Origin of the sequence: Xanthomonas sp. NCPPB 2922, from assembly GCF_041520885.1 — a bacterium.
In the GTDB taxonomy this organism is placed as follows: Bacteria; Pseudomonadota; Gammaproteobacteria; order Xanthomonadales; family Xanthomonadaceae; genus Xanthomonas; species Xanthomonas campestris.
In genome coordinates this window covers 25,679-47,051 of sequence record NZ_JBGOFY010000027.1, presented here as the reverse complement: position 1 = coordinate 47,051, position 21,373 = coordinate 25,679, and the positions used below count along the sequence as shown (strand labels likewise).

General features: G+C 66.1%; 12 protein-coding genes and 1 other RNA gene. 8 read left to right on the top strand and 5 right to left on the bottom strand.

The features are described from left to right. Positions 1–405 precede the first annotated feature (405 nt). The 3 genes from ACD584_RS19915 to mdtD all read left to right on the top strand — a co-directional run bounded on the left by ACD584_RS19915 (position 406) and on the right by mdtD (position 3,931). Positions 406–657 (top strand): WGR domain-containing protein, encoded by a 252-nt coding sequence (locus tag ACD584_RS19915; protein WP_011037968.1) that lies wholly within the window; start codon positions 406–408, stop codon positions 655–657. A 12-nt stretch (positions 658–669) separates the two neighbouring features. Then, entirely contained in the window at positions 670–1,734 is a 1,065-nt protein-coding gene (gene hemE / locus ACD584_RS19910) for a uroporphyrinogen decarboxylase (RefSeq protein ID WP_076036604.1), read from the top strand. A gap of 775 nt (positions 1,735–2,509) precedes the next feature. Further along, positions 2,510–3,931, top strand: a complete 1,422-nt coding sequence (mdtD, locus tag ACD584_RS19905) for a multidrug transporter subunit MdtD (protein ID WP_076036602.1) — start codon at positions 2,510–2,512, stop codon at positions 3,929–3,931. A 614-nt stretch (positions 3,932–4,545) separates the two neighbouring features. Here the strand turns inward: mdtD and ACD584_RS19900 are convergent. The 3 genes from ACD584_RS19900 to ACD584_RS19890 all read right to left on the bottom strand — a co-directional run bounded on the left by ACD584_RS19900 (position 4,546) and on the right by ACD584_RS19890 (position 15,822). Beyond that, positions 4,546–8,031: an ATP-binding protein gene (locus tag ACD584_RS19900; RefSeq protein WP_181921312.1), complete on the bottom strand. Its 3,486-nt coding sequence runs from the start codon at positions 8,029–8,031 to the stop codon at positions 4,546–4,548. A gap of 606 nt (positions 8,032–8,637) precedes the next feature. Then, positions 8,638–12,198 carry an ATP-binding protein gene (locus ACD584_RS19895; protein ID WP_175611600.1) on the bottom strand — a complete coding sequence of 1,187 codons (3,561 nt, stop codon included), beginning with the start codon at positions 12,196–12,198 and terminating at the stop codon, positions 8,638–8,640. 63 nt (positions 12,199–12,261) lie between these two features. Next, positions 12,262–15,822 (bottom strand): ATP-binding protein, encoded by a 3,561-nt coding sequence (locus ACD584_RS19890; protein ID WP_076036600.1) that lies wholly within the window; start codon positions 15,820–15,822, stop codon positions 12,262–12,264. 96 nt (positions 15,823–15,918) lie between these two features. On the opposite strand from ACD584_RS19890, the gene ACD584_RS19885 reads away from it, so the two are divergent. The 3 genes from ACD584_RS19885 to ACD584_RS19875 are packed head-to-tail and all read left to right on the top strand — an operon-like array spanning position 15,919 to position 17,736. Further along, positions 15,919–16,596, top strand: a complete 678-nt coding sequence (locus tag ACD584_RS19885) for a YceI family protein (RefSeq protein WP_076036599.1) — start codon at positions 15,919–15,921, stop codon at positions 16,594–16,596. After that, positions 16,593–17,156, top strand: a complete 564-nt coding sequence (locus tag ACD584_RS19880; protein ID WP_014508516.1) for a cytochrome b — start codon at positions 16,593–16,595, stop codon at positions 17,154–17,156. The genes ACD584_RS19885 and ACD584_RS19880 overlap by 4 nt, the downstream gene beginning before the upstream one ends. A 10-nt stretch (positions 17,157–17,166) precedes the next feature. Further along, positions 17,167–17,736 carry a YceI family protein gene (locus ACD584_RS19875; RefSeq protein WP_011037976.1) on the top strand — a complete coding sequence of 190 codons (570 nt, stop codon included), beginning with the start codon at positions 17,167–17,169 and terminating at the stop codon, positions 17,734–17,736. 74 nt (positions 17,737–17,810) lie between these two features. Here the strand turns inward: ACD584_RS19875 and ACD584_RS19870 are convergent, their stop codons facing one another. Continuing rightward, positions 17,811–18,047 carry a glutaredoxin family protein gene (locus tag ACD584_RS19870; RefSeq protein WP_076036598.1) on the bottom strand — a complete coding sequence of 79 codons (237 nt, stop codon included), beginning with the start codon at positions 18,045–18,047 and terminating at the stop codon, positions 17,811–17,813. 84 nt (positions 18,048–18,131) lie between these two features. Between ACD584_RS19870 and ACD584_RS19865 the strand changes: the two genes are divergently transcribed. Continuing rightward, positions 18,132–19,514 carry an L-serine ammonia-lyase gene (locus tag ACD584_RS19865; protein ID WP_040940899.1) on the top strand — a complete coding sequence of 461 codons (1,383 nt, stop codon included), beginning with the start codon at positions 18,132–18,134 and terminating at the stop codon, positions 19,512–19,514. A 20-nt stretch (positions 19,515–19,534) separates the two neighbouring features. On the opposite strand, the gene ACD584_RS19860 is transcribed toward ACD584_RS19865, so the two are convergent. After that, a non-coding RNA gene (locus ACD584_RS19860) (sX9 sRNA) lies at positions 19,535–19,612 on the bottom strand. Between the two features lie 495 nt (positions 19,613–20,107). On the opposite strand from ACD584_RS19860, the gene ACD584_RS19855 reads away from it, so the two are divergent. Continuing rightward, complete coding sequence (locus ACD584_RS19855; RefSeq protein ID WP_012437747.1) at positions 20,108–21,103, top strand: alpha/beta fold hydrolase; 996 nt, start codon at positions 20,108–20,110, stop codon at positions 21,101–21,103. The last annotated feature ends 270 nt before the right edge of the window (positions 21,104–21,373 follow it).

Below are 21,373 nucleotides of genomic sequence, written 5' to 3'. Positions count from 1 at the left end.
CCCAGGCACCTAACGAAGGCGCTCGCCGGCCGCTAGGCCGCCGTCACTCATCTGCAGCACGCAACCGCAGCGCCGATACCCGGAACTCGTAGGAGCGCGCTTGCGCGCGATAGGGCTCCCCGGTAACGCCCCTCGCGCGCAAGCGCGCTCCTACAGAGCAACATCGACCTGATGGGTCATGCCCTGCCCGGCCTGCCAGACAACTCAACAAGACGCTGCGCGTTCACTGCACGCGCTCGCAAAGGCACTGCCATTACGCGGCGCCGTCCTCTGGCCTTGTAGCTGACAACCCGCCGCTCATCCGCCAGCCGCCCGCCACCCCCACATGCAAGGCCTTCGCGATCATGGCAATCGCCCCGCACCCAGCCCACGCAGCCTTCAGCAGCGCCCGGCTACAATTGGCCCATGCGCATCCTCCTGCAACACGATCCGGGCGGCAACGAGCCGCTTCGCTACGTCCAGCTGACCCTGCAACCGGATCTGTTCGGTGGCTGGGAACTGCTGCGCGAGAGCGGCCAGATTGGCGGGCGCACGCAACTGCGACGCGACCAATACCTGCTGCAGGACGAGGCGGACCGGGCCTTCGAAAAAGCCCGCGACACCCAGCTCAAACGCGGCTTCCATGTCATCACCGGCGGCGCCGACGCGCCGCGCTGAGGAATCACCTCCATGCTCAAGAACGACCGTCTGTTGCGTGCCCTGCGCCGCCAGCCCGTGGACCGCACCCCCGTCTGGCTGATGCGCCAGGCCGGCCGCTATTTGCCGGAATACCGCGCCACCCGCGCACGCGCCGGCAGCTTCCTGGGCATGGCCAAGAACCCGGACATCGCCTGCGAAGTCACCCTGCAGCCGCTGGAGCGCTTTCCGCTGGATGCGGCGATCCTGTTCTCCGACATCCTGACCATCCCCGATGCGATGGGACTGGAGCTGTATTTCGTCGAAGGCGAAGGCCCCAAGTTCCGCCACCCGGTGCGTGATGCCGACGCCATCCATCGCCTCGGCGTGCCGGACATGGAAACCGAGCTGCGCTACGTGATGGACGCGGTGCGCTTGATCCGCCGCGAGCTCGATGGCGCGGTACCGTTGATCGGCTTCTCCGGAAGCCCGTGGACGCTGGCCTGCTACATGATCGAAGGCGGCGGCAGCAAGGAATACGCGCGCATCAAGGCCATGGCCTTCAACGCGCCGCAGCTGCTGCACCACCTGCTCAGCACCGTCACCGATGCGGTGATCGCCTACCTGTCCGCACAGCGCGCGGCCGGTGCGCAGGCGCTGCAGGTGTTCGATACCTGGGGCGGCGTGTTGTCGCCGGCGATGTACCGCGAATTCTCGTTGCCCTACCTCACCCGCATCGCGCAGGAACTGGAGCGCGGCAGCGGTGAAGAGCGCACCCCGCTGGTGCTGTTCGGCAAGGGCAATGGCGCCTATGTGTCCGAGCTGGCGGCCAGCGGCGCCGAAGCGGTGGGTGTGGACTGGACGATCTCGCTGGCCGACGCCGCCGAGCGCGCCGGCGGCCGTGTCGCCCTGCAGGGCAACCTGGATCCGGCCACGCTGTACGGCTCGCCAGAGGCGATCCGCAGCGAAGTCGGCAGGACCCTGGACAGCTACGCGTACGGCAACGGCGGCTCGCGCGAAGGCCACGTCTTCAACCTCGGCCACGGCATGTCGCCCGACATGAATCCGGATCACGTTGGCGTGCTGGTGGAAGCGGTGCAGACGCTGAGCAAGCGGTGAAGTAGCAAGCGATCGACAGCCACTGCTGTCGATCGTGCACGACATCGGTCTGGGCCGATGGTGAAGACCGATGTCGTGTGATGGGGTGCTGTCCGCGCGATGCGACAGCGACTGGTGAGCCCACGCCTTAACCCATGAAAATGGCGCTCAAACAAGCCTACTGACATATACCAAGCTGGCGAACATACTGCCGTGCGTTTCACACAGGTGCGCACAAAAAGCACCGACGCGGACGCCGAACGCCTGGCCCCGGCGCAGTGTCCAGCAGTACAACCAAGCGTCAATCGATGCAGCCCCGCACGACCGTTGGGAACACCAAGACACTGGCAAACGCCGAACGTCGGCGCGGCACCACGCGATCGACAGCACCACCCACTCATCGATTGCTCACGCTCCGCATAACCATTGAGCACGCAAGCTTGAGGCGCAGACGCCGAACACCTGGACTGCCCGCCGCGATGGACGGCACAACCAAGACGCCGATCAATGAAGCCCTGCGCAACCGTTGAGCGCAAGGCAACGACGCAGACGCCAAAACGTTTGCTACGGCACGGCACTGCGTGATCGGCGGCAAGTTAAGTCGACGATCAATGCAGCCTTGCGCAACCGCTGAACCCACCAGACAGGGAGATAGACACCGAATACCGGCCCCGGTGCGGCGCAGTCGAGAGCACAACCAACCCATCGATCGATAAAGCCCCGCAAATGCGCACACCCTTCCGAGTTCCTGCACAGCGCGGCGAGGATAATGCCTCGTCCTCTCGACGGAGCCCCCATGTCTCAGCCCGTTCCCGTCATGCGCGCCTATGCCACCATCAAGCCGCTGTTGTGGCTGGTGTCGCTGGCCATCTTCATGCAGATGCTGGATGCGACCATCGTCAACACGGCGCTGCCGTCGATGGCGCGCAGCTTGCGCGAGAGCCCGCTGCAGATGCAGTCGGTGGTCTTCAGCTATGCGTTGGCGGTGGCGATGTTCATCCCGGCCTCGGGATGGATCGCCGACCGTTTCGGCACGCGCCGCACCTTCCTTGCCGCGATCATCGTGTTCACGCTGGGCTCGTTGCTGTGCGCTGCCGCACAGCAGTTGCCGCAGCTGGTGGCTGCACGCGTGGTGCAAGGCATTGGCGGTGCGATGTTGCTGCCGGTCGGCCGGCTGGCGGTGCTCAAGACCGTGGCGCGCGCCGACTTCCTGCGGGCGATGAGCTTCATCGCGATCCCGGCGCTGATCGGGCCGCTGATCGGGCCGACGCTGGGCGGCTGGCTGGTGGAGATCGCCTCCTGGCACTGGGTGTTTCTGATCAATCTGCCGATCGGCGTGATCGGATTCATCGCCGCACTGAAGATCATGCCGGACCATTACGGCGACGCACGCAAGCGCTTCGATCTGGTCGGCTATCTGATGCTGGCGTTCGGCATGGTGGCGCTCTCGCTGGCGTTGGACGGCATTGCCGAGCTTGGCCTGCGGCATGCGTTCGTGATGTTGCTGGCGATCGGCGGGCTGGCCGCGCTGGCCGGCTATTGGCTGCATGCGGCCAGCGCGCCGGCGGCGCTGTTCCCCTTGGCGTTGTTCAAGGTGGCCAGTTACCGCATCGGCATTCTGGGCAATCTGTTCGCGCGCGTAGGCAGCGGCTCGATGCCGTTCCTGATCCCGCTGCTGCTGCAGGTGGGTCTGGGCATGAGCCCGATGAATGCCGGGCTGATGATGGTGCCGGTGGCACTGGCCGGCATGGCCGCCAAGCGCGCTGCGGTGAAGCTGGTGGGCCGCTTCGGCTACCGCCGCATCCTGATGCTCAACACCGTGCTGGTGGGCCTGGCGATGGCCAGCTTCGCGCTGATCAGTGCGGGCCAGCCGCTGTGGCTACGGGTGCTGCAGCTGGCCTGCTTCGGCGCAGTGAACTCACTGCAATTTACCGTCATGAACACGGTAACCCTGCGCGATCTGGATCGCGACCAGGCCAGCCCTGGCAACAGCCTGCTGTCGATGGTGATGATGCTGGCTACCGGGTTCGGCGCGGCAGCGGCAGGTAGCTTGCTGGCGGCGTTCAACACGCATCTTGGCGACAGCCACGGCGCTACTGCGGCGTTGCACACCACCTTCCTGTGCGTCGGCGCGATCACCTTGTCTTCGACGCTGATCTTCTGGCAGCTCGCCGAAACGCTGCCGCATCCCAAGCAAGTGGAGGAAGTTGCCGAGTGAGCAGGCTTGGGTGATGCGGGTGGTGCCGCGCTGATGGCAGTTGATTGCCGCTGCGACATGCGCGTGCGGTTCTCGTTACGGCAGTTACGTGACTGCAGTAGAAGCCCACAATTTCGGCGCATTTGCGCATACCGCCGTCACGCCGCCGACTATCAGTCACGCTGCCGCGTTGATGCGCGTGGCATCGCGGACACGTGCACTTACGCCTCACCTCCTAATGCATAGCCGGCCACGCTCCCCAGCCGAAACGCACCGGCAACGGATGCAGGCGGCATGCTGCTTCAGCACTTGGACAAGCGAACGTTGCTCCCGCTTTTCTCATGCACGGCATGCCCTGCGGCGCCGAAGGCAATCTCTGCATCACCCGCCATAGCCGCGCTAAAAACGCCGTTCGCGGTGCAAACATCGCAATGCGTTCCAGCGTATCGCCAGTGAGCGGCGTGCTCAGGACAATTCCAAGTCGCCTGTTCCACCTCGCGCGCCAGGCTCAGACTCCTTGCACGGTCGCACACGCCTAATGTGTCAGCACGCGTACCGACCAGCATGTCGCCGTTGACGGGCTGGCGCAGGAAATACCAAAGCCGCTTTGCTCCACTCCGCGCACCAAGCCCGCGCTACAACTCCTCGCGCGGACGCACTCGCCGCAATGCCTCGGCAATCGTATCGGCCAGCATGTCGCCGGTGAGCGGTTTGCGCAGGAAACTGTCGAAGCCTGCCTGCTGCGCCATGGGTTCGGCGGCTTCGTCGGAGCGTGCGGTCACCGCGATCAGCGGCATGTCATAGCCGAAGACGCGCAACTGCCGCGCCAGTGCGAACCCGTCCAGCCCCGGCAGATCCAGATCCAGCAGTGCCAGATCGAATGCGTTATCCGCGGCCTCGGTGAGGGCGGCCAACCCGTGCGGTGCGTGCACCACCGAATGCCCTTGCGCGCGCAGCAGGCCCACGATGACCTCGGCGATGGTGGGTTCGTCTTCCACCAGCAGGATGCGCAAGGGCGCCACGTTCGCGCTGTCGCGTGCCACCTCGCCGGCCAGCACGGCATTGGACGCGACCCAGCGCAGCGGCAGGTCGACGACGAAGCGCGTGCCTGCGCCCAGGCGGCTGATCACTTCGATATGCCCGCCCATCGCCATCGCCAGCTCCTGGCAGATGGCCAGGCCCAGGCCGCTGCCGCCGTAGCGCGAGGTGGTCTTGGCGCCATCGCCCTGCTCGAAGCGCTGGAACAGGCGCGCCTTCTGGTCGGCATTGATGCCCGGCCCGGTATCGGCCACCTCGAAGCGCAGCCCCTGGTAGGAACCGAGCGTACTGAGCTTGAGCCCGACCACGCCGCGCTCGGTGAACTTGATCGCGTTGCTGAGCAGGTTGAGCAGGATCTGGCGAATACGGGTGGAGTCACCGCTTGCGGTAATGTCGCCAAGCAGGCCGACTTCCAGGCTGAAACGCAGCCCGCGCTCCTGCGCCAGCGGCGCCATCAGCGCTTCCACTTCGGCCACCAGCTGGCGCACCGAGAACGGCTGCAGATCCAGCTCCAGGCGACCGGACTCGATGCGCGCCAGATCCAGCGCATCGTTGACCAGCCGCAACAGATGCGATCCGGCGCGCCGGATCGATTCGGTGTAGCTGCGCTGCTTGTGGTCCAGCTGCGTCTTCAGCAACAGCTCGCTCATGCCCAGCACACCGGTCATCGGCGTGCGGACCTCATGGCCGAGCGTAGCCAGGAAGCGTGTCTTGGCCAGCGACGCCTGCTCGGCCAGCTCCTGCTTGTGCACGGCCAGCTGCCAGGCGTTGAGGCGACGCAGGCGGCGGCGATACAGCAGCACCGCTGCCACTACGACACACAGCGCCAGCAGGGTGAGCAGCACCAGCCCCCACGGACTACGCCACCACGGCGGCAGCACCTGGAACGTCAGCGTCTGGCTGGCCGACCAGATGCCGTCGGCAGTGCGGCCCTGCACTTCCAGCGTGTAGTCGCCCGGTGGCAGGCGCGAGAACAGGCGCTCGCCGCTGGGGCCGACATCGATCCAGTCCGGGTCGTAGCCACTGAGACGGAAGCGGTAACTGGACGAATCCGGATGCGTAAAGGTGGGCATGCGCGCCACGATGTGCAGGTCGCGGTCGTCGTCAAGAATGGTGAGCGGCTCCTGCCCGGTGATGTCGAGACCACGCTCGCCACGCCGTACCCCAACGCGCTCGATGAGCAGTGGTGGCCTGCGGGTATTGGGATGCATCGCGGTGGGATCGAACACCACCACCCCATCCGGCGCCGCACCGACAATCTGCCCGCCAGTGGCCTGCACCAGTGTCCGGTTGATCATCAGCGGATTAGGCAGCCCGTCGTGCACACCGTACACGCGCACCAATTTGCTGCCGGGGTCGATCCGGATCAGCCCACGCTGGCTCGACACCCAGGCCACCCCACCGGCATGGACCACCAACCCGTTGGGCGCCACCATCGGGAATTCCTGGTCCTTGCCGATGCTGTCCAGCAGCTTGAGCTGGGTGCCATCCCACAGATACCGGCGTATTTCGCCGACCACGCCCAGCCAGACCACGCCGCCTTCGGCGAACCGAAACACATAGGTGGCCTGGGACGGCGCACCGGGAACCGGCACAAACCGATCCGCACGCGGGTCCCAGCGCCGCAGACCGGCGTTATTGGACAGCCAGACCTGGCCGTCCGGGCCGGTGCCGATGTCCAGAATGGTCAGCGGCTCCAGCCCATGCGTGCCGTTGACGATGGTCCGCACCAGGCTGCCCTGTGCATCGCGCAGCTGCAGGCCGTATTCGAGCACCGACACCCACAGCTGCCCCTGCCCATCCTCTGCCATCCACAGGGGGCGATCGGCGGCCCCCTCGGCATCAGGTGCCACATCTGCACGGATGGGCAACCGTTTGACCTGCCGGGTCCGCGGGTCGTAGCGCACCAGCGTGCCTTCGACGCCAATCCAGACCACCCCACGTGTGTCCTCGAAGACCGAGTCGGGCGGATGCAGCGGGTCGATGTGCTCCAGATGCGTCTGCAAACGGCCGGTGGCAGGGTCGAGCCGTTCCAGCACACCTTTGCTGCCGACCAGCCACACCCCGCCCGAGGCCGAGGCGACAGTCGCCAGAACGGACGTATTGGCCAGCGAGTGAGGCTCCTTGGGGCGATGCGCCAACACCGCAAAAGTGTCCCAATGCGGCAGCAGGTGCCACAGGCCACCTTCCAGCGCGGCAAACCACAGCCCGCCTTCCCGATCTTCGTAGGAGTCGATCCAGTTGCGATTTACCAAACTGTGGGCAGTGAAACTGTAGATCGGCACGCGGACCACGTCGGTGCCGGTCTCAGACAGCGCCATGCCGGCGTTGGTATCGAGCCAATAGCGCCCACGACGATCGCGCAACAAGACGTTGTAGACACGCTGGTTCGCGGGCATGTTTTGCCACGGATGGGGACTGAAACGCCCCTCGGCATCCAGGCGAAACAGCTCGCCTGCTCCATCGGTCACCCACAACGTATTGCCATCGCGCTCCAGACGCAGCCGGCCCACCGTCTGACTGCTTCCCGGCAGCGCCACACGCGTGAACTGCTTGCCGTCCCAGCGCACCAGCCCGCCCGGGGTTGCAATCCACAGCGTCCCGTTGGGCGCCACGCGGAGTGCGTTCACCGCGTCGGCGGGCAGGCTGGCCGAGTCGCCGGGCACATTCAAGAACTGCTGCATGCTGCCATCGGGGCGGCGGCGATACAGCCCGTTCGCTGCAGTGCCGAGCCAGATGTCGCCGTTCTGGGTCTGCGCCAGCGACCACACCGTGATCTGGCGCAATTCGGGGAACTGCGCATTCTCCAGGGGCTTGAAAGTGCGTGTCTTGGCTTCGAGAAACCCGGCACCGCCATTTTCAAAGCCCATCCAGACCCGGTTGTCCTGATCGACGCAGATGGTCCAGATCGCGTTACCGGTCAGGCCTTCTTCCATCCGCCAGATGCGGTAATTACGCCCATCGAAGCGGGCCAGCCCGTCGTCGCTGGCCAGCCATAGGTAGCCCTGCTTGTCTTCGGCCAGCTCACCAATGACGTCCGATGGCAACCCGTCTGCAACCGTGACCTGATTGGGCACCGGCATCACCGGCGCACGCGTGGCCAGTGCCGGTGACACGGTCACGCACAGGCTCAGCAACAATAAGGCGACAACCCAATGGAGAACGGACGGAAAAAGGCGCACTGGACACGTTTCACGACAAGTCGCCGCATAGTGCGGGCCACGCGCTGCGCCGGCAAGCGCGAGCAACCTCAAGCGTTCACGCTGGCAATCCGCGACGGGTTGGGCACCGCACTGCTCCGCTGGGCCATCGGCTGCATGCGTGCAGTGTCTTCCCGAACAGCCGCAGCGAGGCATCTGTACTTGCGAACGCAGAGCGTTGCGCTAGTAGCAACGCATAGCGTTGCGCTAGTAGCGTCAACCGGCTTGCCCGGATCAGGCCGGCAGCGTGTGGCAGCCCGCGGCGAAGCAGCGCGCATGTCGTTACCGACGCGGGACGCATCAAGTCGGTCCTTGTCGAGTGGCAGCTCTACCGCCACTCAGGATCAACTACTGCCAGGCGCGATCGTCGCCACGCACTGCTGGGCGAATCGAAGCACTGCACGCCCGCTCGGCGCCGCGTTGACCAGCGCTACGCCGAGTCTTGCATCCGGTCGCAGTAGAAGATCACCAGTGACAGAAGTCGCCAAGTCACCCAAGCAGCGGCGTTGCCCGGTCACGCTCGCGTGCCACAGCCTGCACGGCGGCGATCGCCTCGACCAGCATGTCGGCAGTGACCGGCTTGCGCAGGAACCCATCGAATCCGGCGGCCTGTGCCTGGGTTTGTGCGTCGCCATCGGCGCGTGCGGTCACCGCCAGCAGTGGGAATGTGTGCCCGAGCCGACGCAGTTGCGCCGCCAGCGCAAAGCCATCCAGCCCGGGCAGATCCAGGTCCAGCAGCGCCACATCGAACTTGCCGTCGACCGCTTCGGACAAGGCCGCCAAACCGTGTGCGGCATGCACCACCCGATGGCCGCGCCCGGCCAACAGGCCGCTGATCACCTCGGCCACAGTGGGGTCGTCTTCCACCAGCAGGATGCGCAGCGGTGCGCCAGCTGGCGTGCGCGCCTCGCCGGCAACCGGACGCAGGGGCGAGCGGTCGATCGGCAACGGCAGATCCACGGTGAACTGGGTGCCGACCCCGAGCCGGCTGCGCACGCGGATCTTGCCCTTCATCGCCACGGTGAGTTCCTGCGAAATGGCCAGGCCTAATCCGCTGCCCCCGTAGCGCGCATTGGTGCGCGCGCCCTCGCCCTGTTCGAAGCGTTGGAACAGGCGTTTTTGTTGCTCCGGCCCGATGCCCGGCCCGGAATCGCGCACCTTGAAACGCAGGCAGTCGCCCTGCTGGCTGACGGTGAGCCCCACCTCGCCGCGCTCGGCGAACTTGATCGCATTGCCGAGCAGGTTGATCAGGATCTGACGCACGCGCGTGGCATCGCCCACCACCACCAGCGCGGCGGGCAACTGGTTGCGATAGTGAAAGCGCAGGCCGCGTGCCTCGACGATGGGATGCATGAAATCGGCCAGTTCCTGGGTCAGCTGCGACGGTTCGAACGGCTGTTGCACCAGTTCCAGCTTGCCGGCCTCGATGCGCGCCAGATCCAGCGCGTCGTTGACCAGCCGCAGCAGATGCGCACCCGCCTTGCGGATCGCATCGACGTGGCTGCGCTGTTTTGCGTCCAGCGGCGTGGCCAGCAGCAACTCGCTCATGCCCAGCACGCCGGTCATGGGCGTGCGCACTTCATGCCCCAACGTTGCCAGGAAATTCGACTTGGCAATCGATGCCTGCTCGGCAAGCTGCTGACGCTGCCGCGCCAGCACCCATTCCTGCTGACGCCGCACCCGCCGCCGCCACGCCCACACACCCAGGCCGAACAGCAACAGGCACACCGCCGCCGCGACCATCTGCGCCGCCGGACTCAGCCACCACGGTGGCTGCACCTGCAGCGTCAACGCTGGTGCGGCGACCCAGTCGCCGGTGCCTGCGCGTGCCTGTACCTGCACCTGGTAGTCGCCCGGCGGCAACCGCGAGATGACACGCTCGCCGGTTGCGCCCTGCTCCACCCAACGCTCGTCGTAGCCGTCCACGCGATAGCGATAACGGGCAAGCCCCGGATCCACGAACGACAGCAGCCGTGCGCTGATGCGCAGGTCGCGGTCACGGGCCTGCAGCACGATCGGCCGCTTGTGTGGCACCTGCTGCGGGCGTTCGGCATCGTTGCGGCGTACCTGTACCGACTGGATCACCAACTGCGCCTGCGGCACCGGGGCGAACGGCCGCGTGGGATCGAACAACACGATGCCGCTGGTGGTCAGCGCCAACACCTGCCCGCTGGGGCCGGTCACTGGCGGACGCATCGAAAATTCGCTGTCCGGCAGGCCGTCGCGTTGACCGAACATGCGCACCTGCGGTTGGCCGCGTCGGTAGGCGAACAAGCCACGCGAGGTGGTGGCCCACACCGTGTCAGTGCCCCCTAGCGCCAGGCCACGGATCTCGGTGGCCGGCATCCCCTGCGCATGGCCCACGCGCTCAAGCAGCGTGGCCTTGTGGCCATCCCAGCCATATCGCTCCAGCGCCCCGGGGCGCCCGGCCCAGAACTCGCGTGGCGACACGAATGCCAGTGCATAGACCTCGTGCTCGGCATCGTCGATCACCCGGCGGAAGCGCTCGCCCTGCCAGACCCACAGGTCATCGCCAGCCGCTACCCAGGCCGAGCCGTCTGGCCGGATGGTGAGCTGCTGCACCATGCCGCCGGGTTCGCTGAGATCGGTCCCGAAGCGGAACTCCGCCAGCAGGCGCCCGTCTGCGGCACGCCGTTGCACGCCACCTCCCACAATCGACAGCCAGAACTCGCCATCGATCCCGCGCGCCATCAACTCCGGTCGCTGGCTCTTGTCCTGGTCAACTTGCAGCCCAAGCCGGCGCTTTTTGCCAGTCGCAGGGACGTAGTGGGTGACGTCATCCCGCAGCGCAATCCACAGGCTACCGTCGGCGTTGGGCAAGACCGATTGCACGGTGTCCCCGCCCAGCGCCGCGCTGTGCACCACCGGCACCACGTCACCCTGCGCACCAAGCCGATACACCCCGTCGCCGGTTGTCACCAGAAAGCTGTCGCCATCGGCAGCGGCATTGACCAGGTACAGGCTTTCCAGCGGTTTGCCCTGGGTCTGCAAGATGGTGGAAAAGCGTTGCCAGTCCGGCGGCAGATACGCCAGGCCCTGTGAAATCAGCCCCAGCCACAGCCCGCCCTGGCGATCCTGCAGCAGATCAAGCACGCCACTTTCTGCGGTGAGAAACCCGCTGCCACGGTCACCGTCCATGACCCGCAACGCGGTCTCTCCGGGGGCCACGCGAAAGAACCCATCGGCGGCAGCGACCCAGTAGCCCCCGTGGACGTCGTGCACCACGGTCCCGGCGCGCACGTTCTCCGCGCCCTTCCACGGCGCAGGCTCCAGCACGCCAGCGGGCGTGACCCGGTACTGGCCCTTGCTGCTGCCCACCCACAACGTGCCATCCGGATCCTTGCTGAGCTTGAAGACCGTGGCACTCAGGCGCTCGGGTGCAATGCGCACGAAACGCTCGCCATCGCGCATCACCAGCCCGCTGCCGGTGCCGATCCACAACCGGCCGCGTGCGTCGGTCAGCATGCTCATGATGGTGTCGCTGGGCAGCCCGTCCGGCGCATCGGGCGTGGCACGGAACACCGTGAGCCGGCCATCTTCTTCGCGCCGGCACAGGCCACCGTTGCTGGTTCCGATCCAGAGTGCGCCCTGCGCCTGTGCCAGCGCCCATACCTGACCGGCGCAGGCGTTGCTGACGGCGGGAAAGCTGACAAAGCCCTCGCGCTCGGCATCGAACATGGCCAGCGGCGAGCCATTGATGCCCAGCCAAACCCTGTCGCGGTCATCGACCAACAGCGTTTCCACTTCGTTGCCGGGGATCGAGCGCGCGCTCAGTGGGTCGTGCTGCCACACCTGCAAGCCGATGCCGTCATAGCGCGCCAGCCCATCGCTGGTCGCGGCCCAGACATACCCCTGCCGGTCCTGTGCCAAAGCCAGCACCATGCGCGAGGGCAAGCCATCGCCCGGACCGAACCGGCGCATGCGTGGTGTTTCGATCTGTTCTGCCGCCAGCGCACTCGCGCCCATCAGCAGCAGCACCGCCGCCAGCACCCAGCTGGCATGTTTCCGCAACTGCACTGTGATCCCCATCGTCCCTGCATTCCCCAATGCCATCCGCCAGTCGCACTGTACCCGCACGCTGGCGTTCAGGACTCAGACCGGCGTCTCCGGCGGCGCCTTGTCCATCGCATCATCGGCCAGGACCTGGGCCAAGGCCTGTGCCAGGAGGTCACCGGTGAGCGGCTTGCGCAAGAACCCATTGCATCCGGCGGCCAACGCCTGGGGCTCGGCATCGGCATCGGCGCGCGCGGTCACCGCCACGATCGGGAAGCGCACGCCGCGTGCGCGCAGCTGCGCCACCAGCGCCGCGCCATCGAGCCCCGGCAGGTCCAGGTCGCACAGGCCCGCGTCGAAGCTGCGCGCGCTCACCTCGGCCAATGCCGCCAGGCCATGCAACACGTGCGTGACGTGATGCCCGCGCCCCTGCAGCAGGCCAACAATCACCTGCGCCACGGTCACGTCGTCTTCGACCAGCAACAACTGCAGCGGCGCCTGGTGCACCGGCGGAACCGCACGCGTCACCACGGTAGTCGAAGGCGCCGGCGTGCTCACCCAGCGCAGCGGCAGCTCCACCACGAAACAGGCGCCCTGCCCCAACGCGCTACTGACGCCCACCGACCCGCCCATCGCCGCTGCCAGCTCGCGACAGATCGCCAAGCCCAGCCCGCTGCCGCCATGCCGCGTGGTCGTGCGCCCTCCTTCGGCCTGTTCGAAGCGCTGGAACAGCCGCCCACGCTGCTCTTCACTCATGCCCGGCCCGGTGTCACTGACCTCCACGCGGATACCGCCGCCGCCCGCCTGCAGGGGCAACACGCGCAGACGCACCTGCCCGCGCTCGGTGAACTTGACCGCGTTGAACAACAGGTTGAGCAGGATCTGCTGGACACGGTTCGCATCGCCATGCAGCGCGCGCGGCAGGCTCTCATCCAGGTGGCACTCGAACGCAAGCTGCTTCTGTTCGGCACTGGGCCGCACCAGGTCGACCACCTGCCGGATCAACTGACGCAGATCGAAATCGCGATCGTCCAATGCCAGCTTGCCCGCCTCGATACGCGCCAGATCCAGCGCATCGTTGACCAGCCGCAGCAAGTGCTTGCCCGCCGACTGGATCGCACTGGCATAGCCCTGCTGGCGCCCATCCAACGGCGTTTGCAGCAACAACTCGCTCATGCCCAGCACACCGGTCATGGGGGTGCGCACTTCATGCCCAAGCGTCGCCAGAAAACGTGTCTTGGCCTGCGAGGCCTGTTCGGCGAGCTCACGCTTGTGCTGCGCCAGTTGCCATTGCGCACGCATACGCACGCGCCGGCGATAAGCGGCGGCGAGCAAGACACCCAACATCATGCCGACCAAGACCATCACGGCGATGCCGAGACGGCTGCGCCACCAGGGCGGATTGACGATGAATTCAAGCGTCTGCACCTTGGAGGCGTTACCCAACGGGTCGATCCCCTGCATTTCCAGCACGTAGTCGCCAGGTGGCAAGGACGAGAATTCGCGCATCCCGCTGGCATCGTGATCCACCCAGCCGGTGTCGAAGCCACTGAGGCGGGTGCGATACCGGTTGGCCATAGGGTCCACGAACGACAGTAGCCGCATGTTGATGCGCAATTGGCGATCATCTGGCGAGAGCGAAAAACCACCGCTGATCGGCAGCATGCGGCGCCGATCGGCAAGCTGCACGCTGACCGTTTCCAGGCGCATTGCCGGGGTGAACGAGGGCACGTCCGGCGCCTGCGTGTCGATCAGCACCGTGTAGCCATCGGCCGTTCCGCCGACGAGTACACCGTTACGGGCCATCATCAGACAGCGGTGGCTGAACTCCAGACTGGTCAATCCGTCGCGCACGCCGAAGCTGCGGATGCGTGCCTGCGGCGTGCGCGGATCGATGCGCCACAGGCCGCGAGGCCCGGACATCCAGAGCCGGCCGGCGCCATCGCGTTCCAGCCCGTAGGCGTCCATCGCCGGAAAACCCTCGGCAGAACGGATGCGGCGTTCCCGTTTCCAGACTTCGCCATCACTGGACCAACGCTCAAGACTGCCTGCGCGATACAGCCACAGGTGCGTTGCATCTTCGACCACGAAGGCCTGAAGCGTCTCGTCCGTCTTCAGCCCTGGCACCGAGACGAAGCGCCGCGTTGCGGCCTGCCACGCATACATGCCGCCGAAGGCGCTCAACCACATCCGCCCATCCGGCCCCTTGCGGATCTGCGGCGACACCACTTCCGTCAGCCCATGCGGATGCTGTTGATTGATCGTCTCCAACAGGCGTCCGGTGGCCAGATCGCGCTGCTGGATGACTTGCTCGTAAGCGGCCCACACCGTGCCGTCGCCCGGTTCACCGATCCACAGTGCCGCTTCGGCCGGGCCTTCGTCGCTGAAGTGCTCCAGCGCGCCGGTGCGCAGGTCCAGGCGCGACAATCCATATTCACCGCTGGCCAACCAGAGCTTGCCGCGGCTGTCTTCCAGCGCGGTGGTGATCTGCATCGTGCCCAGATCCGCAGCCTGGATGCCGGTCTGAATCAGGGCGCCGGATGATGTGTCGTAGCGCAGCAGACGCCCGTTGCCATCGAACTGCCATAGCCCGCCGGATCGCGCTGCCGGTGCAAGACTGCAGGACAGCCCCTTGCCCTGATCGTTGACCTGTTTGAAGGCCGCAGTACGACGCCAGTCTTCACGCAGATAGGCCAGACCACGCCCATGCAGCGGCACCCAGATGCCGCCATGCGGGCTGCGCCAGATGGTAGTGACGTGCCGGTTGGACACCAACGGGGAATCACCATTGTTGACGGGGACCGGTGGCTGCCCGGGCCGTGTATGCCAGAGACCTTGCTCGGTCCCTAGCCAGAACTCGCCATCGCCTGCGTCGGCAACGGTCCACACTCGGTTGCCCGCCGCAAACATCGGCGCCCACGACGGTGTGTGCCAGACGCCGGAGGGATCCATGTAACGCAATCCGGTGTCGGTGGCGGCCCACAACCGTTGCCCCACCCACTGCAGCGCATTGATGCCACTGTCGTCGCCATCCGGGTGCACGCGGTGCGCGGCCAGACCATCGTGATACGCCAGGCCGCCGAGCGTGCCGATCCACATCCGGTCGCGATCATCCAGCGCCAGCGCGTACACCGCGCTGGGCGCCAGCGGGTCGTCCATCTTGGCCAGATCGAGCGAGGTGAACGTCCCCTTTGCATCCAGGCGCAGCACGTTGCCGGTGGACATGCCGAACCAGATTTCGTCGCCGCGCCCTGCAATCGCGTAGACGTCACCAAACGACAACTCCGGCACCTTCTCAGGGAGGTAAGCGGTCAAGGTGGCGCGATCGGCGCTCAACATCGCCACACCGGCTCCGCCCAGCGCCAGCCAGATGCGATCCTGTGCGTCGATATAGATCGCCTGCAGCAGATTGCTTCTTAGCGAGCGTGGGTCGGCTGGGTCGTTGCGCCACACCTTGAACCCGGCGCCGTCGTAGCGGATCAACCCGTCGCCGGTGGTCATCCACAAATAACCGGCGCGATCCTGCGCAATGGCGGTGATCATGGTCGACGGCAGCCCATCGGCCGGGCCCACGATGCGGAACCTCGGAATGGCCGGCACCTCTGCCAACGCAGGAACCCCTGCCAGGACAGCAAGCACGACGAACAACAGCAAACGCATGTGGGCATCCTTTCCACGTCCAGCCCGCATGCTCGCAACGGATCGTTGCGAACGCAAGCCAAGCGCGCGCTGCCGGGATGTGTCTAGAATCCGCCCATGACGCCTCTCGCCCGCCTGCTGGCCTTCCCTGCCCTGGTCCTGACCAGCCTCGCCGCCACCGCCGCGCCGGTGCGCTACGCGCTGGATCCGGTCCACACCCGGGTGCTGTTCGCGGTGGAACATGCCGGGTTTTCCAAGGCGTTGGGCACCGTGTCCGGCAGCAGCGGCACCCTGGTGTTCGACCCGGACGACTGGGCGGCGGCAACGCTCGAGGTCACCGTGCCGCTGCGCCGCGCGGACCTAGGCGATGCGAAATGGAACGAGGCCACCCTGGCACGCAACCTACTCGACGCCGAGCGCTTTCCTGACGCGCATTTCGTCTCCACCAAGGTCGAGGCCAGCGATGCGACCCACGCCAAGGTCACCGGCAACCTCACTCTGCACGGGGTCACCCGGCCGGTCACGCTGGACGTCACCCTCAACGCGCTCAAGCGGCATCCGTTACCGCCATTCCGCCGCACCGCCGGCTTCTCGGCCACGGCCACGCTCAGCCGCGCCGCGTTCGGCGTGGATGCCTGGAAGTCGATGATCGGCGACACCGTCGAGCTGCGCATCGAAGCCGAGGCCGTCCGCGAAGGCCGCGCCGACAGCGACGACGATGGCAGCAAGACCACCGACCCCGCCGCGCCGGAGCAACCCGCGCCAGCGACCACCGATACGGAGAGCGGCCGATGAGCCTGAAGAATGTCGAGCGCTGGGGCGGCGTCAGCCAGACCCTGCACTGGTTGATCGCGCTGCTGATCCTGGTGCTGGGCATCGTGGGCCTGACCATGGGCGAGCTGCCCAAGACCCCCAAGTATTTCTGGGTCTACACCGCGCACAAATCCGTGGGCCTGACCGTGCTGGCCCTGGTCATCGCCCGCCTGGGCTGGCGGCTATATGCCGGCGCCCCGCCACCGGTGCCGGGCACGCCAAGCTGGCAGGAACGCATCGCCGGGTTCACCCACTGGCTGCTGTACGCGATGATCTTTGCGATGCCGCTGTCCGGGTGGCTGTACGACTCCACCAGCGGGCTGCGCCCGTTCCGCTGGTTCGGCCTGTTCAACGTGCCCAAGCTCAGCGCACCGGACGAGCAGCTGCGCGCGGTGTCGCACGCCGTGCACGAATGGGGCTTCTGGCTGTTGATTGCCGTGGTCCTGGCGCATGCCGGCGCCGCGCTTTACCACCATCTCTTCCAACGCGATGCCACGCTGACGCGCATGCTGCCGCGTGGCTGGCTCTCCCCCAAACCGTAAAGGATGTCGCATGTCTTCCAGGCTGTTTGCCTCCCCCCTGCTGGTTGCGTCTGCACTGGTCGCCACCTTCGCCGCCGCCCCGGTGCTGGCCGCCGACTATGTCCAGGCGCCCGGCTCTTCGCTGGTGTTCGCCAGTAAGTACGACGGCGAAGTGTTCACCGGCACCTTCCCGGGCTTCGACACCACGCTGAGCTTCGATCCCGCCAACCTGGCCGGCGCCAAGCTCGATGTGCGCATCCCGCTGGCCGGTGCCAAGAGCGGCAACGGCGACCGCGATTCCACCCTGCAGGGGCCGGACTTCTTCAACGTGGCCAAGTTCGCCACCGCGCGCTACCACGCCGAGAAATTCCGCGCGCTGGGCGGCAACCAGTACGCCGCCGACGGCACCCTGGAGCTGCGCGGTGTCAGCAAGCCAGTCACGCTGACCTTCACCTGGACGCCCGGCGCGCAGCCGGTGCTGGCCGGCAAGGCCACCGTCAAGCGCCTGGACTTCGGCGTGGGCGGCGGCGACTGGACCGATACCAAGACCATTCCCAACGAAACGGCAATCAGCACCAAGGTGGTGTTCAAGGCGAAGTGACGCGCCACTGGCCGCACCAGGACGCGGCCACTGAACGGCGGACTACCTCGTCGGGTCCGCCGTTTTTTTATGTCTCATGCATGGGGTGCAGCGTCCAGCCAGGCGCGCAGACGTGGCGCATCGAATGGCCAGTCCAGCTCCCGCCCTACCGGGTCGCGCAAGACCGGCACACGCAGACCATAAGCGGACTCTAGCGCCGCATCGTCGTCGATGAACACGCTGAAGAACGCGCCTGCGCGCGCCTGGGCCAGCACTTCCACGGCCTGGTCGCAGAGGTGGCAGTCGTCGCGCTGGTAAAGGGTCAGGGCCATGCGGGGTCTCATGCTGCGCTGCAGCCGTGCTGCAATCGCCAAGCGCTTAGAATAGCGGGCTTCTTGCTCACCTCTCCGGCACGCATGGCTGTCAGTACGTTCGACCTGTTCAAGATCGGTATCGGTCCGAGTTCCTCGCATACCGTGGGGCCGATGCGCGCCGCCGAGCGCTTCGTCCACCGCTGGTTGCTAGATACCGGCCGCTTGCAGGAGGTGACACGTCTGCGCGCCGAAGTCTTCGGCTCGCTGGCGTTGACCGGGCGCGGCCATGGCACCGACAAGGCGGTACTGCTCGGGCTGGAAGGGCATCGCCCGAACCTGATCGACCCGGATGTCATCCCCGCCACGCTCGAGCGCATCCGCAGCAGCAAGCGCATCAACCTGATGGGCCAGCACGCAATCAGCTTCGACGAAAAGCGCGACCTGCCGATGAACAAGCGGCAGAAGCTGCCTTACCACACCAACGGCATGCGCTTTACCGCCTACGATGCAACCGAAGCGGTGATCGCCACGCGCGATTACTACTCGGTGGGCGGCGGTTTCGTGGTCAACCAGGACGACGCCGCCGACGACCGCATCGTGGCCGACGAGACTCCGTTGCCCTACCCGTTCCTCAGCGGCGACGAGCTGCTGGCACAGTGCGCGCGCAGCGGCCTGAGCATTGCGCAACTGATGTTCGAGAACGAAAAGAGCTGGCGCAGCGAAGACGAGATCCGCGCCGGCCTGCGGGAGCTGTGGAATGCCATGCAGTCGTGCGTGGCACGCGGCATTCGCGAAGAAGGCACCCTGCCCGGCGGCCTGAACGTCTCGCGCCGTGCGCCTGCGCTGTACCGCGAGCTCTCCTCCAAGCCCGAAGCGGCGATGCGCGACCCGTTGACCACGCTGGACTGGGTCAACCTCTACGCACTCGCCGTCAACGAAGAAAATGCCGCAGGCGGCCGCGTGGTCACCGCGCCCACCAACGGTGCAGCCGGCATCATTCCCTCGGTGCTGCATTACTTCGATCGTTTTTGCCCGGGCGCTTCGGAACAACGCATTTTCGACTTCCTGCTCACCGCAGCGGCAATCGGCATCCTGTACAAGGAAAACGCCTCGATTTCCGGCGCTGAAGTGGGCTGCCAGGGCGAAGTGGGCGTGGCCTGCTCGATGGCCGCCGGCGGCCTGGTCGCCGCGCTCGGCGGCAACCCCGGGCAGATCGAGAATGCAGCGGAAATCGGCATGGAGCACAACCTCGGCCTGACCTGCGACCCGATCGGCGGGCTGGTGCAGATCCCCTGCATCGAACGCAACGCGATGGGGGCAGTGAAAGCCATCAACGCCAGCCGCATGGCCATGCGTGGCGACGGCAAGCACAAGGTGTCACTGGACAAGGTCATCAAGACCATGCGCGACACCGGCCGTGACATGCAGGACAAGTACAAGGAAACCAGCCGTGGCGGGCTGGCGGTGAATGTCATCGAATGCTGAGCCAGTGCGTGGTTTAGAGCGGCTAACAAAACGTAGCGAGCAGTCGTCAGGTGGGTGCGGACGGCGCTGAGGAACCGGAGTGTACGTGGGGGGTACATGCCGATTCCGAGCACCGGCCGCGCCCGCCTGGCGGCTGCGCAGTCGTTTTGATCGCTGCTCTTAGTGCGTGCGTGACACAAGACCGGCCATCATTTGCTGGACGCAAGCGGTGACCGGTTGGACAACATGACAGTACTACGCGCGGACGCTGCGCTTGTTCCAAGCAGCGGCCGTACGGCACCGCGGCGCGCCGTTGATACGTTGATCGCAATCGCCCGCGTGGTGCGCGTGGCACCGTGTTGCCCTCGCACGCGTCTGCGATTCTTCTTTTATTTCTCCACTCGCCTGTTCTGACAAGCGCGCGTCAAATCGCGATGGTCAGCGCGACGCTAGCTGCCAACCAAACCGTTGCTCGACAGTTCGATCCAGGTACAGGCGCGACGCCCTTGTACAGCGCAAGCGTTGAGTGGCGCTCAGTAGCGGCCGCCACGTGCTGTACGCGCTCACCACAGCGCGCTGTGTAGCCTTGCGGCATTGCTCACCTGGAGATCGCGATGCGACACCTTGCCTGCTCTCTCGCCCTGGCGCTGGCCTGCGGCCCGCTGATGGCCCAGGAGGCCAGTTACGGCCCTCGCCTGGAAGGCTTCGATTACCCCTATCCAGTGAAAACTTACGCCTTTACGTCGCAACAGCAGGCGCTGGAGATGGCGTACCTGGATGTTGCGCCAACGGGCAAAGCCAACGGGCGCACCGCCGTGCTGCTGCACGGCAAGAATTTCTGCGCCGCCACCTGGGAGCAAACCATCGCCGCACTGAGCAAGGCCGGCTACCGCGTGATCGCGCCGGACCAGGTGGGCTTTTGCAAATCCAGCAAACCGGCCGCCTATCAGTTCTCGTTCGCACAGCTCGCCGACAACACGCATGCCCTGCTGCAGAAGCTCGGTCTCCAGCGCGCCGTGGTGGTTGGGCACTCGATGGGCGGCATGCTCGCGATCCGCTATGCACTGATGTACCCGCAAGCGACCGAGCACCTCGCGCTGGTCGACCCGATCGGGCTGGAAGACTGGAAGGCCGAAGGCATTCCGTGGCGCAGCGTGGATGCCTGGTACGACAACGAGCTGAAGATCAGCTTCGAGCGCATCAAGAAGTACCAGATGGACGTGTACTACGCTGGCCAATGGAAGCCGGAATTCGAGCGCTGGGCGCGCATGCAGGCCGGCATGTCGCTGGGCAACGGCAAACAGGCCGTGGCCTGGAATCAGGCGCTGACCTACGACATGGTGTTCAATCAGCCGGTGGTCTATGAGCTGCCCAAGCTCGCCGTGCCAACCACGCTGTTCATCGGGCTCAAGGACCGTACTGCCATCGGCAAGGACACCGCACCGCCAGCGGTGAAGGCGCGCGTGGGTGACTACACCAAGCTGGGCAAACGCGCCGCCGAGGCCATTCCGAATGCCACGCTGGTCGAATTCGCCGACCTGGGACATTCGCCACAGGTGCAGGATCCGGTGCGCTTCAATGCTGAATTATTGAAGGCGATTTCCCGCTAGCCAGTTGCGGCGCGCGTGTCCGGACATGCGCGCCGCTAGTACCAGGCGCGTGCGCGATCACCACGCGCCTAACGCCGATTGGGAACACGTGGTTTAGCGCGCAATTCCAATTCTGTCGGAAGCATTCCACGGGGCTGCATGCGGTCACCTACGCGCTGCCCCAGCTCGCACGCACCGCAGGAGCCGACAGCGCAGAGGCGACACCGCACGGGCCGAACCGCAGCATGCTTCGCACGCGACAGCACCAACAAGGCGTCGGGTGCGAAGCAC